At 50.5% G+C, this 15,961-nt stretch carries 15 protein-coding genes; 10 read left to right on the plus strand and 5 right to left on the minus strand.

Features of this window, described 5'->3' with window-relative positions; translation table 11 throughout:
• Positions 1 to 34: 34 nt before the first annotated feature.
• On the plus strand, positions 35 to 619 hold the full coding sequence (locus ICL55_RS27375; protein ID WP_188103609.1) for a GrpB family protein: 585 nt from the start codon (positions 35 to 37) through the stop codon (positions 617 to 619).
• Positions 620 to 672: 53 nt separating this feature from the next.
• Positions 673 to 1,377, plus strand: a complete 705-nt coding sequence (locus tag ICL55_RS27380; protein ID WP_188103611.1) for a membrane or secreted protein — start codon at positions 673 to 675, stop codon at positions 1,375 to 1,377.
• An 85-nt stretch (positions 1,378 to 1,462) separates the two neighbouring features.
• On the opposite strand, the gene ICL55_RS27385 is transcribed toward ICL55_RS27380, so the two are convergent.
• Positions 1,463 to 3,394: a gamma-glutamyltransferase family protein gene (locus tag ICL55_RS27385; RefSeq protein ID WP_188103613.1), complete on the minus strand. Its 1,932-nt coding sequence runs from the start codon at positions 3,392 to 3,394 to the stop codon at positions 1,463 to 1,465.
• A gap of 168 nt (positions 3,395 to 3,562) precedes the next feature.
• Between ICL55_RS27385 and ICL55_RS27390 the strand changes: the two genes are divergently transcribed.
• On the plus strand, positions 3,563 to 5,029 hold the full coding sequence (locus ICL55_RS27390; protein WP_188103616.1) for a sialate O-acetylesterase: 1,467 nt from the start codon (positions 3,563 to 3,565) through the stop codon (positions 5,027 to 5,029).
• A gap of 36 nt (positions 5,030 to 5,065) precedes the next feature.
• On the opposite strand, the gene ICL55_RS27395 is transcribed toward ICL55_RS27390, so the two are convergent.
• Positions 5,066 to 5,563 carry a DinB family protein gene (locus ICL55_RS27395; RefSeq protein ID WP_188103619.1) on the minus strand — a complete coding sequence of 166 codons (498 nt, stop codon included), beginning with the start codon at positions 5,561 to 5,563 and terminating at the stop codon, positions 5,066 to 5,068.
• Between the two features lie 13 nt (positions 5,564 to 5,576).
• Positions 5,577 to 5,984, minus strand: a complete 408-nt coding sequence (locus ICL55_RS27400) for a Dabb family protein (RefSeq protein WP_188103621.1) — start codon at positions 5,982 to 5,984, stop codon at positions 5,577 to 5,579.
• A gap of 127 nt (positions 5,985 to 6,111) precedes the next feature.
• On the opposite strand from ICL55_RS27400, the gene ICL55_RS27405 reads away from it, so the two are divergent.
• The 6 genes from ICL55_RS27405 (at position 6,112) to ICL55_RS27430 (ending at position 12,537) form a co-directional block, all read left to right on the plus strand.
• Positions 6,112 to 7,623, plus strand: coding sequence for a sensor histidine kinase (locus ICL55_RS27405; protein ID WP_223151621.1), 1,512 nt, complete (start codon positions 6,112 to 6,114; stop codon positions 7,621 to 7,623).
• Positions 7,624 to 7,629: 6 nt separating this feature from the next.
• A complete protein-coding gene (locus ICL55_RS27410) occupies positions 7,630 to 8,835 on the plus strand; it encodes a DUF4407 domain-containing protein (RefSeq protein ID WP_188103623.1) in 1,206 nt (401 codons plus the stop codon).
• Positions 8,836 to 8,867: 32 nt separating this feature from the next.
• Positions 8,868 to 9,575, plus strand: a complete 708-nt coding sequence (locus ICL55_RS27415; RefSeq protein WP_188103626.1) for a LytR/AlgR family response regulator transcription factor — start codon at positions 8,868 to 8,870, stop codon at positions 9,573 to 9,575.
• 262 nt (positions 9,576 to 9,837) lie between these two features.
• Complete coding sequence (locus ICL55_RS27420; RefSeq protein ID WP_188103628.1) at positions 9,838 to 10,428, plus strand: TetR/AcrR family transcriptional regulator; 591 nt, start codon at positions 9,838 to 9,840, stop codon at positions 10,426 to 10,428.
• A 60-nt stretch (positions 10,429 to 10,488) separates the two neighbouring features.
• Positions 10,489 to 11,358 (plus strand): alpha/beta hydrolase, encoded by an 870-nt coding sequence (locus ICL55_RS27425; protein ID WP_188103631.1) that lies wholly within the window; start codon positions 10,489 to 10,491, stop codon positions 11,356 to 11,358.
• A gap of 138 nt (positions 11,359 to 11,496) precedes the next feature.
• The gene (locus ICL55_RS27430) at positions 11,497 to 12,537 is read left to right on the plus strand and encodes a sugar phosphate isomerase/epimerase family protein (protein ID WP_188103633.1); all 1,041 of its coding nucleotides are present in this window, start codon (positions 11,497 to 11,499) and stop codon (positions 12,535 to 12,537) included.
• 116 nt (positions 12,538 to 12,653) lie between these two features.
• On the opposite strand, the gene ICL55_RS27435 is transcribed toward ICL55_RS27430, so the two are convergent.
• Together ICL55_RS27435 and ICL55_RS27440 are read right to left on the minus strand one after the other, a co-directional pair.
• Entirely contained in the window at positions 12,654 to 13,496 is an 843-nt protein-coding gene (locus ICL55_RS27435) for a dienelactone hydrolase family protein (RefSeq protein ID WP_188103636.1), read from the minus strand.
• 145 nt (positions 13,497 to 13,641) lie between these two features.
• The gene (locus ICL55_RS27440) at positions 13,642 to 14,436 is read right to left on the minus strand and encodes a FecR family protein (protein ID WP_188103638.1); all 795 of its coding nucleotides are present in this window, start codon (positions 14,434 to 14,436) and stop codon (positions 13,642 to 13,644) included.
• A 306-nt stretch (positions 14,437 to 14,742) separates the two neighbouring features.
• Here ICL55_RS27440 and ICL55_RS27445 point away from each other — a divergent pair, with 306 nt between their 5' ends.
• A complete protein-coding gene (locus ICL55_RS27445; RefSeq protein ID WP_188103641.1) occupies positions 14,743 to 15,921 on the plus strand; it encodes a proline dehydrogenase family protein in 1,179 nt (392 codons plus the stop codon).
• Positions 15,922 to 15,961: the final 40 nt, after the last annotated feature.

Here is a 15,961-nt window from a genome sequence, read left to right on the forward strand (position 1 = left end):
TCAGGATCTTTATCCCGGACCAAACCCGACAGCCATGGAAAACAGAACGATCACGGTAGTGCCTTATACCACTGAATGGGCCCATACTTTTGAACAACTGGCCGGCATTTACCGGGCACAGCTGGGGCAACTGATCACCGGCGTAGAACATGTAGGCAGCACTTCGGTGCCCGGACTGGCAGCAAAGCCGATCATCGATATTGATATTCTCATAAAGGAGCCGGCAGGTTTATCACCGGTAGTGGCCGTGCTGGACCAGCTGGGATACACCTGGAGAGGTGATCTGGGCATCCCGGGAAGAGAGGCTTTCGGCAGAAATACGGACACCACCCCGCTGGATGGCAACGGTACTTCATGGCCGGCGCATAATTTGTATGTTTGTATAGAAGGGTGTGTCAGTTTGAAAAACCATCTACAGCTGCGCGATTATCTGCGGCAGCATCCCGACACGGCCCGGCAGTATGGCACGCTCAAACAGGAACTGGCGGTAAAATATCCCCACGATATTGATAGTTATGTGGAAGGTAAAACAGCCTTCATTACAGGGATACTGGCGCACACAGGCATGGAAGAAGACGCGCTGAAAAATATTACAGCGCAGAACAAGGCTGCAAAGTAAGGATGGATGGCGCCTCATAAGATGCTTATATTTTTCACTATAAAACAGCTTATATGAGAACATTATGCCTTCTTTTATCTTTCCTGTGTGCCTTTGCGACCATCGGGAAAGCGCAGGATAACATCCGGGGCGCCTGGAAATCGGCTCATGGAGGCGTGAGCAGCATCCTGCTGATCACGCCGAATTATTTTTCCATCACCAGCTACAAAGACACCAGTTTTATTGACACCATGGGCGGCACCTGGAAATCCGATGGCAGCAGCGATGTGGCCGTAAAAATTGAATTCAATACAGAAGAGCGTAATCAGATAGGCTGGCAAGGCTCAGTGCCTGTTTCTTATGCAGACGGCAAACTTTTCACTACCCAAAGCGGTGGGCAGCGTGTGGAATGGACCCGCGTGGACAATGGCGACGGTCCGCTGGCCGGCAGCTGGCAAATCACCGGCCGCGAACAGGACGGGAAAATGAACACCATCAGCCCCGGCGCCCGCAAAACCGTTAAAATCCTTACCGGTACCCGTTTCCAGTGGGTAGCTATTAATACCGATACCGGCGAATTTTTTGGTACCGGCGGCGGTACCTACACCTTCGAGAATGGCGTGTACACAGAAAAAATTGATTTCTTCTCCCGTGATAATTCCCGCGTAGGCGCCTCTCTTACCTTTAAAGGCAAAGTGGACGGCAACTCCTGGGACCATAGTGGCTTAAGTTCCAAAGGAGAACCCATACATGAAGTATGGACGAAACCCTCCATGTAGAAATGTAGGAATTTTGATATTTAGTTATTTTGATATTGAAGATGTATAATATCAAAATAACTAAATATCAAAATTCCTACGTGCTTTACCAGCCTATTCCGTAGTCTTCGCCATGGTTGCTGCTGCCACCCCACAGGGTACCATGTTTACGGTCCAGGTAAATTGCGTTGATAGGCCCGCTGGTGCGCTGTTCAAAGCTGAGATGATATCCCATGCCTTCCAGCATGCTGCGTGTTTTTTCGGGTGTATTGCTGTTGAGCAGCAAACTTCCCGGCCTGGGCATACGATCGCTGACCTTACTGCCGCCGAGCGACAACCATAACTGGTTGGTATTGATATTGGCCGCTTCCGTCGCCTGTTGTACTGTCATGCCAAAATCCACCACGTTGAGAAAGAACTGCAACAGGTTCTGGTCCTGTGTATCTCCGCCCTGTACGGCGAAGGAAAGAAACGGTTTGCCGTCTTTCAGTGCCATGGACGGTGTAAGGGTAACGCGGGGCCTTTTGCCAGGTGCTATCACGTTAAACGGACAGATGGCAGAATCCAGCACAAAGCTTTGCAGGCGCTGGCTCATACCAATACCTGTGCGGCCTGCGATGCAGGCTGGCAGCCAGCCACCGCTGGGCGTAACAGATACTACCCATCCGTCTTTATCCGCTGCTTCCACGCTGGTGGTGCCCCGCCACAGGCGATCGTGGTAGGCGCTGTCTGCGGCCTGTTGTGCATACAGCTGGTCCATATTTGTTTCGGCCCTGAAAGTGGTCGCATCATGTTTGGGGACAAAACCACCGGGCTTGCGGCCGTTGGTGGTATCCATATAACCTTTGCGCTCTTCAAGGAAATGCAGATAGGGGTTGGTTTTGCCGATATAAGGATACGGATCGCCCGGACCGGCGGCAGCATCGTTGCGTTCAGGCAGGATTTGTCTGGCCCGCGCTTTCGCATAGTCTTTGTGCAGCAGTCCTTCGATAGCCCTGTTCTTATTGAAATAGGGATCGCCATAATAAAAATCGCGGTCAGCAAAAGTCAGGTTCATGGTCTGATAAAGCGTATGGATATACTGCGGAGAGTTGTAGCCCATCGCTTTGAGGTCGAAGTTCTCAAGGATATTGAGGCTCTGCAGCAACATCGGTCCCTGTGTCCATTCCTGTAATTTGTAGACTTCAATACCGCGGTAATTAACATGCAGCGGCGTTTCTTCGATCGGTTTCCAGCGCGCCAGGTCTTCGAGGGTGATGAGGCCGCCCTGTTCCTGGCAACCGCGTACAAATTCTTTTGCGATGTCTCCTTTGTAAAACCGGTCGTATGCTGCCATGATGGCTTCTTTTCGGCTTTTATGTTTTTTCAGGGCCTCCTGTTCTGCTTCCACCATTTTGGAGAGCGTGGCCAGCAGGTCTTTCTGTACAAACATTTCCCCGGCTTCCGGCGCTTCTCTTTTTTCACCGGGGTGGGTGAGGAAGACCGCTTTGCTATAGGGCCACTGTTGAATATATTTTTTGCCGCGTTCTATGCTGTTAGCGGTCTGTGCTTCTATCGGATACCCGGAGGCCATGTCCATAGCGGGTGCCAGCACTTCTTTCAGGCTCATGGTGCCGTATTGTGCGAGCATATAACAGAGGCCGCCGGCGGTACCGGGGGTAACAGCCGCCAGTGGACCGTATTCCGGCGGAAAATCATATCCTTTTGATTTGAAGAATTCCGGTGTGGCGCCGGTGGGTGCTACGCCCAGCGCGTTGATGGCGATCACCTTCCCGGTCTTGGGGTTGTAGATCAATGCCTGTGTTTCGCCTCCCCAGCTTAATACGTCCCACATGGTACAGGTAGCTGCCAGCATGGCGCAGGCAGCATCTACGGCATTACCGCCCCGTTGGAAAATCATGGCGCCGGCAGTGGCAGCCAGCGGTTTGCCGGTAACGGCCATCCAGTTTTTTCCGTGTAGTGGTGGCTTCTGTGTTTGTTGCGCCTGTAGGCCGGTCCACATAAGACTGACGGCCAGCCATAAAAAAAGATGTCTCATAAAGCAAATTTGCAATGTTGGATACTGGTTTTGATAGCGGGCAACACATGACTGTGCCGCCGGTAGACTAAAATTAATAAAGTATCCCTGATTGTACCAGTGTCTGTTGCACCGGAACATTCTTTTTATTACTTTTTACCTTTCAAAAGCACGCAAATTCTATCAACCATGATCAAACCCACCTGGCTGTTGGCAGCCTGTTTGTTAATAGCAGAGAGTATATCCGCCAACGTGACCTTACCGGCATTTTTCGGCAGCGGTATGGTATTGCAACGCGACCAGCCCGTGTACATCTGGGGCTGGGCCGATAAAGGCGAAAAAGTAACCGTACAGTTTAAATCACAAAAACAGTCCGTGAAAACCGGCAGCGATGGCAAATGGATGGTGAAACTGAAGCCGGAACAAGCTGGCGGCCCATTCGTGCTGACTGTCAACGGAAAAAATAATATCACCTGCGACAACGTCATGATGGGCGATGTGTGGATATGCTCCGGGCAGTCCAACATGGAATGGCATGTAAAAGATGCCAGCAGGGGCGCGGAAGAGATACAGGCCGCCAATTACCCGCAGGTGCGGGAATTTACCGTGAAAAGGGCCGTCGCCAAAGAGCCGCTGGACAACGTGGCAGCAGCCAGCTGGCTGCCCGCTACTCCTGAAAATGTAGGCAGCTTCAGCGCTGTCAGCTATTTCTTCGGTCGTGAACTGTATAAAGACCTGCAGGTGCCGATAGGATTAATACATACCTCCTGGGGCGGTACCCAGGTGGAAGCCTGGATCAGTAAAAAAGGCTTCCTGGGCAGCGAAACATTCAAAGACATGATGTCTGCACCATTGGGCATCGATTCTATCACAGGCCCCAATGGTTATCCTGCCTGCCTGTTTAATGCCATGATACATCCGCTGCTGCCGTATGGCATCAAAGGCGCCATCTGGTATCAGGGAGAAAGTAATGCCGGTCGCGCCTACCAATACCGTCAGTCGTTTCCGCTGATGATCACCGATTGGCGCAACCAATGGCGACAGGGCGATTTCCCTTTTTATTTTGTGCAGCTGTCCAGCTTCGATGCCACCCATGGTAAAGGAGAAGGTAACAGCAACAACGGCAGCAGCTGGGCCGAACTGCGGGAAGCGCAAGCCATGACGCTGTCGCTGCCTAATACAGGCATGGCCGTTATAACGGACATCGGCGAACGAAATGATATCCACCCCAGAAACAAACAGGACGTGGGCAAACGCCTCGCCTGGAATGTGCTGAAAAACGTATATGCCCAACCGATGGTGGCTGCCGGACCGGCATTCAAATCCATGGACATCAGCGGTAATAAAGCGCTGATATCCTTCACCGATACGGGATCGGGGCTGGTGGTAAAAGACCGCTACGGTTATCTGAAAGGCTTCGAGGTAGCCGGTGCCGATCAGCATTTTCACTATGCCAAAGCAGCGATCGTGAATGGGAAAGTAGAAGTATACAGCGATCAGGTGACAGCCCCGGTGGCGGTGCGCTACAACTGGGCAGACGATGCCGCCGATGGTAATCTCTTTAACCGGGAGGGCCTGCCGGCTGCACCCTTCCGCACAGATAAGTGGAAGGGCGTGACGGATAATGCGGTGTATCAGTTGCCCGCTCGTAAATAATTCAACAAGAAAAAATAACCAAAGAAAGAGGGCTGATTACAGCCCTTTTTTGATGACGTTTACCGTCACCAGCAGCTGCCCCGTATGCCGCATCGTATGTTCTGCCGCATGGAACAGCAGCCCTTGTACAGTGGAAGGCAGTTGCTTGCGACCAACGCCTCTGAAATCCGTCAGCGTGGCCGGATCTGTCTGCGATAGCTGCGCCAGCGCTTTATCTACCTGCTGATTAAAAGCTTCCAGCAGGGCGGCAGACCCGCCAGCGGGCTTACCTTCCGCAGCCAGTTCTTCCAGCTGCTGCGGCGACAGCAGCTGTGCCTGTGCATAGGTAAAAAGCCGGTCGAGCACGCCGCGCAGGTGTTGTAAATGAAAACCGGGAGAAGCTATGCCGGCAGGCTGTTCCCACAATCGGTCTTCGGGGAAACCGGCCATCAGCGCGTTAATTTCGGCCCTGGCTTGTAAGAGCGCATGGGCTACGGGCTGCAATAAAGCAGGGATACCTGCTACAGGTCCCTGCATCCAGTATTCTGTTGCCATGGTTGTGATGCGTTTATACTTCCTGTGCGTCGTATACTACCACCTTCTCCCACAGGGAGCTGTAGTTTTTCACGAAATCGAGGTGGACGGGATGTGTCTGATAAGCTGCCTGTGAGGCCAGGTCACGGAAGAAAATCAGTTCAGATACGGCCCAGCTGCTGTCTACCACTTCCCGTTTCTCTGTGCCGGCTACGATGCCTACATGCAGCTGGCCCACGGCCGGAATACGGGAGAGCGTTTTGATACCTTCCACCAGTTTGTCGCGGTCGGCAGTGGAGCCGGGATTTTTCAGCCAGAAAAACACATGATGCACGATAGGGAATTTGTGGTTGCCGGCGGACAGTGGCATAGCGGCTGCGGCACTGCCGGCACATAAGGTGGCGGCGGTACCAAGAAATTTTCTTCTGTTCGATGTTTTCATAAGGTGTAAATTTGAAGACCTGAAAATAATAAAAGATCAGAGATTCATCCCATAATCCGGCCTTTTCATCCCATTTTGACTGGCTGCACCTTTTCAATAGCTAATATTGCCGTAAATATTCCCGCTTATGGACCAATTCAGGAAATTAGAGTTTGGTGTGGCATCAGGGTTAGCACTGCTGCTGTTGTTCGGCCTGCTGTATCCCAGTGTTATCTACAATGTATTTGAGTTACAACAAATCTATGGACGAAAGTTCGCCCAGTATGATCAGGTGTTCGATTATTATATCCATTACCTGCTGCCGTCTATGACGCGTATTGTGCTGGTGTATACCGGTTTCCTGGCGGTGAACTTTGTGATCGTTCCCCGTTTTCTGGAGCAGAAAAGATGGTGGGGCGGTATTTCCCTGCTGGCGCTGACCGGGCTGATATTTTTCCTGGGGATGATGATCGCCGGCTCTTATTACAACGGGTACCTTTTCGGTGTGTATAATACGATACAGGGCGCCCATACGCATTTTGCGAAATCAGCCTTCATCGCAACGCTCTTCAGCGGTGTGCTGTATGTAGTGTATTATTTTGTGAAGCAGACTTATTTCAACTATCTGCACGAGCGCATCCTTCTTAATCCCTACTACCGGAAAATAGCCCGTGAGGTGTTGATCATCTCCGGTATACTGCTGGCCATTATGGCGCTTATTTTCAGTGATTCCAGAGATGCTTTCTGGTTGATGTTCTACTTCGGGCCCATTATCATTGGGGTTGCTTTCATCCTTTACTATAAAATCATCCCGGATTTTAAGCTCGTACATCATAATCAACGGGTCATGATCCGGGATGTCGCGCTGCTGGTGCTGGGAACGAACTTCCTGATGGGGCTGATTATCAGGGCTGTCCGCCACGGCGGCGCCGGTACGTTCGTGCCCCTGATCGTTTTTGGCGTGCTGATATGCGTTGGAGTTGTGTTGCCGGTCGCCTGGTTTCTTTATGTATCCCGCCAGAAACAGGTGACCACCGTCAGGAAACTGCAAACAGCGCTGGGTCATTCCACGGCCAACCTGGATTTCCTGCGGGCGCAGATCAACCCCCACTTTTTGTTCAATGCGCTGAATACCCTGTATGGCACTGCTTTACAGGAAGAAGCACCCCGTACCAGCGAAGGTATTCAGAAGCTGGGCGACATGATGCGGTTTATGTTGCACGATAACCATCTGACTAAAATTCCGCTGGACAAGGAAGTGGCCTATCTGCAAAATTACATCGATCTTCAACGGCTGCGGGTATTGTCTTCCCCGGATATCCTGATCGAAGTGAATATCGATGACAGCCAGTGCGGGCATGAAATAGCGCCGATGTTGCTCATCCCGTTTGTGGAGAATGCCTTCAAGCATGGTATCAGCCTGCGAAACCGCTCCCGCATCGTGATCTCGCTTAGCTGCAACAGTGAACAACTTTTCTTCGACGTATACAACAGCGTGCATCCGCGCCCGGAAAATGATCCGGAACGTGATAGCATGGGCATAGGACTGAACAATGTGAAAGAAAGACTGGCGTTATTATATCCTAATCGCCATGAGCTGAGCATACGACATACCACCACCGAATTTTTTGTACACCTCACGATAGATGTTAAAGATTAATAGAAGATGTTAAAGAAAGATATCAATACCAAAGATGAAATTAAGCCGTTGCCGGCACCGGATGGACTCACGCGCTTCCTGTGGTGGCTGGCGGCCGCTGACGCCGATATTCTGGCAGAATGCCGTACGGAGCGGGAGAGGTACCGTATCATCGGTCTTTCCGTATTCGTGACCTGGATGTTTGCCACCCTGGCATGGGGGTATTTTTTCTCCACCATCGTGAAAGATGATATGATCGTGCTGGCGTTGGCGTTATTCTTTGGCTTTGCCATTCTGTCCATCGACAGAACATTGATTGCAGCCATGTCCCGGGGTAACGGTAATATGCGGTTTATGCCGGTGGCATTTCGTTTATTGCTGGCCGTTACCATCGGGCTTTTTATATCCCAGCCGGTGGTGCTGATGCTGTTTAAGAAAGATATCACCGCTCAACTGGAACTGAGTAAACAGACCAAGCTCGATGCTTACCGTAAAAAGCTGACCGCCATGAATGCCGGTCAACGGGCGGAGTTGCAGCAATCGCTGGACCGCGGCCGGCAACAACTACAGCAGAAAGAGAGCGAACTGAAATTTTATAAAGACGCCTATATCAAAGAAACCGATGGTACCGGCGGCTCGGGCAGAATAGGAGAGTCTTCTGTTGCCCGCGTAAAAAAATCGGCTTACATGAAGTCAGAAGAAGAACTGGCACTCATGAAGCACGAATGGGAACCTAAAGAGCAACAGTTGCAGGTACAGGTGGCAGCCATGCACAGCGCCGACAGCCTGAAGGAGACCATCTATCAGGGCACGCTGACAGACGGTTTTCTGGCGCAGATAGAAGCCCTGCATGAGCTCACCGACGAGCACCCCGCTTTACAACAACGGTACCGGCTCATCGTATTTATCATCACGTTGATAGAGATCATGCCACTGCTCAGTAAAGTGCTGATGCCTAAAGGTGAATATGAGGAAAGACTCGCCAGCGCCACCACACAAAGCACCGCTGCCGCAAGGCTGGAAACAGAAGCCGGCAAAGAACTGCTGCAGCATTATCAGGAAGCTGCGCTGACAGCCGATAAGGAAATTGTGGACGAAGTGTTTGAAAGTACCCGGGAACTGCGCCGCGAAGAAGCTGCGGCTATCGTAAAGGACTGGCAGCGCCGTGAAAACCGGCAGTACCGCCAACTATGGCAACAGATCAAGAACCTGTTGCTCGGCAGAATTTCGTAAATCCCTATCTTGTTACCGGAAAATGTAGTGTTATGAAGCTTGCCGCCATTGCAATTGATGATGAACCAGTGGCCCTGGCCGTGATAAAAAATCACGCTGCCATGGTGCCCTTCCTGGAAATGAAAGGCTATTTTACCAACGCCTACGAAGCCATGGAGTTTCTGAGCAGGGAGAAGGTAGACCTCCTTTTCCTCGATATAAAAATGCCTGATATATCCGGACTGGATTTTATTTCCAGTCTGCCGCAACCACCCATGACCATTTTTACCACTGCTTATTCCGAACATGCGGTCAAAAGTTTTGAGCTGGACGCGGTGGATTACCTGCTGAAGCCATTTTCCCTTATCCGTTTCATCAAAGCATGCAACAAGGCCCACAGCCTGTGGCAGCTGAAACAACAAAGCCCTCAGCCTAAAGAAGCGCCGGCCTATATTTTCCTGAAAAGCGGATATGAGCAGTTTAAGATCATGCTGGAAGATATCTTATACCTCGAAAGTGCGGGCAACTACGTGAATTTTATCCTGAAAGACCGCCGGCTGATTTCCCGGCTGTCTATGCAGGAAGCCATGGACCTCCTGCCGGCAACGTTTTTTACCCGTGTGCACCGTTCCTATATCGTGGCGAATGATAAGGTAGAACGTGCCGACCGTACCTCGCTGTATATCCGTAATATAGCCATTCCTATTGGCGCCGCTTATGGCACCGCTGTGGATAACATACTGGGCTCCAACGGACGCTAAAATGATCATACTGCGTCTGCAAAACAATATTATCCGATTGCTGAAAACAAATCAGCGCGCCTTTTCTAAACCACGACAGCTTCAATGACGCTGAATAACATTGCCCCGGGCGTAAGCCCGGGGATTTATGATCAATTCCATCGGAGATGCGCGATCACCACCCGCCTGCATCATCCCGGATTCCCCGGGAAATTTAACTGCATTGCCCCGGCCGTCAATTTTTTATTTGCTAAATAAGACCGAAAGGTCTAATTTTAGGATCATGAGTAAAGCAGCGAGAACGAGGCAGTTTATCATTGAAACGGCGGCGCCCATTTTTAACCAGAAAGGGGTGGCCGGCACAGCTATCAGTGATATTATGGAAGCCACGCGGCTGGCCAAAGGCGGGCTGTATGGCAACTTTTCCTCCAAAGAGGAAATTGTGGCGGAAGTATTTGATTACATCGCGGAGCAGGAAAAGCAGCGGCTCAAAGCGGTAACCGGACCGGAGCCAACAGCCCTTCGGAAATTCGAGGCTTTATTTTCGTACTATGCCCGTTACCCGCTCAACCGCGATATCGCCGGTGGCTGTCCCATGCTGAATTTCGGCGTGGAAGCAGATGATACCAATCCGCTCCTGAAAAAGAAAGTACAGGAACTGGTGCAGTATTTTCAGGACCGTATCCGGCTATTGGTGCTGCTGGGCAAGGAAAACGGAGAGTTTAAGAAAGACTGGGATGAAGATCGGTTTGCCGTGTTGATGTTCTCCATGCTGGAAGGCGCTATTTTCGTCACCGGTATAACGAACAACAACCGCCAGATGCTGGTGGTGCTGGATTTTTTAAGAAAGGAAATCAAACGTCACTGTAAATGATGCGGGACATCTTGGACAGTGATTTTTTTAGGCTAAAAAATAAACCAATCGGTCTGAAAGATGCAACAACAGATTTTACCGCTGTCACTGCGGATGACAGCCTTCCTGCTATCCGGCATGAGTAAACCCTTTCCGGGGCTTACGGCCCGCCTGTTTTATCGTTTGTACTGTACGCCACCCGGCACGAAAGTCCGCTCATCTCACCTGGAACTGCGTGACACGGCACAGCTGAGTCATCTCACCGTTACCCGTTATCCGTTCGATGAACGGCCTATGGCCATCACAACTTACCGCTGGGGCAATTCGGACAAAAAAATACTGCTGTTGCACGGCTGGGGCGGCAGTCCGTTCCATTTCAAAAAGCTCATTCATACACTCGTCACACAGGGATATGAAGTGGTGGCTTACGATGCGCCGGCGCATGGTGATTCGGACGGCAAACGGACCAATCTGGTGCAGTGGAGCCATGTGCTGGAACAGGTGATAGCCCGGGAAGGCCCGCTGTACGCTATTATCGGGCACTCACTGGGAGGGCTAAACGCAGCGCTGACACTTTCCCGGAAAATGGTACAGGTGCCCCGTCTGGTGATGCTGAGTTGTGCACTCAGCGCCCCGGTGTTTTTTAACGAAGCCCTGCAGCTATTCCGGATACATCCTGTGGTGATGCCGCCACTGCGCCAATTGATACACAAACGGCTACACGAAGACCTGGAAGAGCTGGACCTCCACCGCTACATCAATCAGATCAAAGCAGAAAAAATATTCTTCGCCTACGATACCACAGACACACTGGTGGATGAAAAGGAAGTCACCGCTTATGTGGAACAGTATCCGTCTATACACGCGCTGCGTATCACCGGGGAAGGGCATTTCCGCATCATGCGCCAGGAGCCGGTGATCAGAGAAGTAATGCAGTTTCTTGAAAACTAGGTCCCTGTCATCTTTGCCTGTCATCATATTGCCCGGGGCCAACGCTCCGGGCTTTTTTGTCATTTCTGGCAACAAACTTGCTTTACCCCGCTGAAATCAATATTTTTAGTCACTGTTAATTTTAAAAACCCACGTTATATGAGTAACACGAACAACCGCCGTCAGTTCCTGCGCCAAATGGGCCTGTACACGATGGGCATCGGTTTCCTGCCGGCTGTACTGGCAGCCTGTAATGAAGGTAAATCCACTAAAGACGCGAATGGCACGAAAGACAGCGCTGGTCAACCGGAAGCCGGCGCCGGTACGGAAACTGCCAAAGAACTGTTCTTTAAAATCTCTCTCGCGGAATGGTCTTTCCACAAAGCGCTCTTCGCCGGTAAAATGAATCACCTCGACTTCGCCGCCCGCGCTAAAAATGAATTCGGCATCACCGGCGTAGAATATGTGAACCAGTTTTTTAAAGACAAAGCGAAAGATCAGGCTTACCTCGCCGATATGAAAAAACGTGCCGATGATAACGGTGTACGCAGCGTCCTGATTATGTGCGACGGAGAAGGAGAAATGGGAGACCTCGACGCTAAAAAACGTATGCAGGCTGTGGAAAACCATTACAAATGGGTGGAAGCGGCACAGTTCCTCGGTTGCCACGCTATCCGTGTTAATGCTGCCGGTGAAGGCAAAGCAGAAGAGGTGGCCAAAGCGGCTATTGAGTCATTGACCAAACTGGCTACTTTCGGAAAAGACCACGGCATTAATGTGATCGTGGAAAACCATGGTGGCTTCTCCTCTAACGGCAAATGGTTAAGTAATATCATGAAAACGGTGAACATGCCTAACTGCGGTACGCTGCCCGACCTGGGCAACTTCTGTATCAAGAGAAGTAAACCGGAAAACAATACACCGGAAGCATGGGCCAAAACTACCTGCCTGGAAGAATATGACCGCTACGAAGGAGTGAAGGAACTGATGCCTTTTGCTAAAGGGGTGAGTGCTAAAACTTACGACTTCGATGATGCCGGAAATGAAACGACCATCGACTACAAACGCATGCTGCAAATCGTAAAAGATGCAGGCTATAAAGACGGCTTCATTGGCATTGAATACGAAGGTAATCGCTTGTCTGAGGAAGAAGGGGTGAAGAAGTCGAAAGAACTGCTGCTGCGCCTGGGAGCCATCTAGCTATTTTTTTATTTGATTATTTTTTTATTGAAAATGCAGCGAAGATCAGCGAACAAAACATGGTCTTCGCTGCATTTTCAATAAAAAAATAATCAAATAAAAAAATAGCCAAATAATTACTTGAATCTTTCCCTCAGAAACGCGATGGTATGCGTATAGGCATCTTTGGTAGCATCGCTGTTGTAAATTGGATTACTGGGGTTAGCGAAAGCATGTTCTGCATCATAACGTTCAACCGTTAGCGTTTTCCCTGCTTTTTTCATGTTTTGCTCAAACTCGTCCACCACCTGCGGGGTGATGCCTTTGTCTTTATTGGCGAAAAGTCCCAATACCGGGCCATGTAGCTGTTTCAGCGCATTGACGTCTTTTTCCGGCATACCGTAATACATCACACAACCCATGTTCCTGTCGCCGTTAATCAGTGCGGATTGCAGCGCAATGGCGCCGCCAAAGCACCAGCCGAGTGTCACTATGCTCGCGGATTTGCCGGCATAATTGCGGGCTGCTTCCATGATCGCTTTCAGTCGTTCCCTGGGCACGGATTGCATGGTTTTAGCTGCCTCTTCGCGGTTGGTAGCCACTACCTTGTCATACATGTCCACTGCCAGCACGTTTACCGCGCCGCCGAGGTCGTTGTAGAGCTTTTCGGATTCCTTTTTTACGTAGTCGTTCAGGCCGTACCATTCCTGAAATACAAACAGGTATTTGTCGGTAGGCTTCCTGGCCTTAAAGAGAAATCCGTAGGCTGTTTTTCCATCAGGTGCCGGGAAGCTCACTTCCGTGCCGGCAGTGCCCTGATAGGTGTAGGGGAGCGGGTCCTTGTGTGCCATCCGGAAGTCTTCCCGGTTAGCGAGCCCGGTAAATTCTGTCACGGCGTCTGTATGGCAGCACGGCGCTGTTTGTGCGTACAGTCCGAGTGCGCTGCCCAGCGTCAGCAGCAGTAAGGATAGTTTTTTCATAAATGGAGCGCTTTAATTGTACTAAAATTACAAAAATGTCGGGTGAATCGCTAATCGGTACCATCGGCCGGTGCAGGTCGTTATGAGGCACATGGAAAGGCCCGGCGTGGATTAACGCCGGGCCTGAATCACGTTGATGGATATACTAAAAAGTGAGTATCACTTTATTCTTATCAATTTTGTACTTAAAGCCTTGCTGGTCGCTGAGGTTACTCAACACATCATCGAGAGAGGCGTTGAAGAAGAGCGCTTCGGTAATAATGCGTGCCTTGGAGGCGTCGCCGTGCATTTCCACTTCCACGCCAAACCAGTCTTCCAACAGGCGGGACACGGCCATCGGATTGGCGTTCTGAATACGCAGGATATCGGACAGCCAGGTCTCCAGCTCTTCGGGATGATAGGTTTCTTTTTCCATCAGGTCTATCTCCCGGTTAGCCAGCACCATCTGTCCGCGTTCCAGTACTTCCGGCTGATTGTCGGTGGCAGAATGATAGGACTTGCCCACCCGGCTGGCGCCTTCCAGCTGGTAGAAAGTGGCTCCCTGCTGACTGGAGAAGGAACGCATACGGAAAGCGGTGCCCAGCACAGTAGCTTTGAGGATAACGCTGGTCACGGTGAAGCTGTCTTTTCCGGGCTTCACATCAAAGAAAGCGTCGCCGTCAAGGATCACGGAACGGTTGCCGGATGCGTAGTTTGTCGGGACATACAGGATAGATGCAGCATTCAGGATGACGGACGTGCTGTCAGGTAAAATGACCTCCGTACGGACGCCGGTCTTACCCTGATGCTGTTGGTATTCAACATTGGGTGTCTTTAATTCGGCAATGGTATGCACCGGTGTTTTCGGTGACGCTGGCTCCCGCAATTTCCAGGTCAATAAAACAATAACGCCTAAAGCCACTAGAATCAATGCATAAAGCCAGGTACGGGATTTCTTCATATTTCCGGGTGTTTGTCAACAGAAAAGCCTAAAAATAAAGAAAATAAACCGGTCCAGGCAAGAAACAGCATCCCCGCTGTCGTTCCTCCAATATTTTTTTCGGTATAGCGCTTAGATATTATATGTGGATAATAATATATTTGATAAGAATGATGTCAGATAAATTCTACCCCGGTACAGTCCACTTTTTCGGGGGTAACAATTTCTGTGAAGCAATAGACAATATCGGTTTATGCTATTAAAAATATCTGCTGATATTATAATGATTTTTGTTTAGAATGTAGGCGCACCCTAACTTTGCGCCTCATGGAAAAGCAGCTAACTTTATCATTCGATAATACGGCTATTGCATTTGAGGCAAAGACCGACAAGGCGTTAAAAAAAGCCAACTTTCTGTTCAGCAACATCGGAAAGCCGTGGCTGGTGAAAATGGGCGCGGCACTCACTCCGCTGGCGTTCAAACTCAGATTACCGATCAAAGGCATTATCAAAAGCACGATATTCTCTCAGTTCTGCGGGGGAGAATCCCTGGATGAAGCGGCACACACGGCGCTGCAACTGGGAAATTACCATGTGGGCGTAGTGCTCGACTATGGCGTGGAAGCGATGGAAGGGGAAGAAAGTTATGATCAGGCGGTACCTGAATTTATCCGGGCTATCCAATATGCGGCCAGCAAACCGGATATTCCTTTTATCGCCATCAAGATCACCGGTTTTGCCCGCTTTGAACTGCTCGAAAAAGTGCACCGCGGTGATACCCTCACGCCACAGGAACAACAGGAGTATATCCGCGTGCGTTCCCGCGTGCATGCTGTGGCGGAAGCGGCTGCTCAGTATAAAGTAGGGCTGCTGATCGATGCGGAAGAATCCTGGATACAACAACCGGTAGACGACCTGACGGATGAAATGATGTCTTTGTTCAATAAGCATCAGGTGATCGTCTACAATACGTTCCAGATGTATTGCCACGACCGCTACCCATTCCTGCGGAAGTCACTGGAAAAAGCGGCCAAAGAAGGTTATCTGCTGGGCGCTAAGCTGGTACGCGGCGCCTATATGGAAAAAGAAAACAAACGCGCGGCAGAAAACAACTACCCGACACCTATTCAGCCCAGCAAAGAGGCCACTGACAGAGATTACAATGCTGCTGTTCAGTTCTGCCTGGAGCACCTTGATAAGCTGGGCGTATTCATCGGTACGCACAACGAAAACAGCTGCATGCTGGCTGCCCGTACCATGGATGAAAAAAATATTCCGCATAGCCACCCGCATGTCAGCTTCTCTCAGCTGTTGGGTATGAGCGATAACATCACTTTCAACCTGGCGCATGCCGGCTATACTGTCACCAAATACCTGCCTTATGGCCCGGTAAAAGACGTCATGCCTTACCTGATCCGCAGAGCACAGGAGAATACCTCCATCGCTGGCCAAATGGGCCGTGAGCTGTCGCTGATAAGAAAAGAAATGAAGAGACGCGGTATTTAACTGTACGTCGACTACATAAAAGCGAAAACCGCCTGATGTA

Source organism: Chitinophaga varians, from assembly GCF_014529945.1.
Classification (GTDB): Bacteria; Bacteroidota; Bacteroidia; order Chitinophagales; family Chitinophagaceae; genus Chitinophaga; species Chitinophaga varians.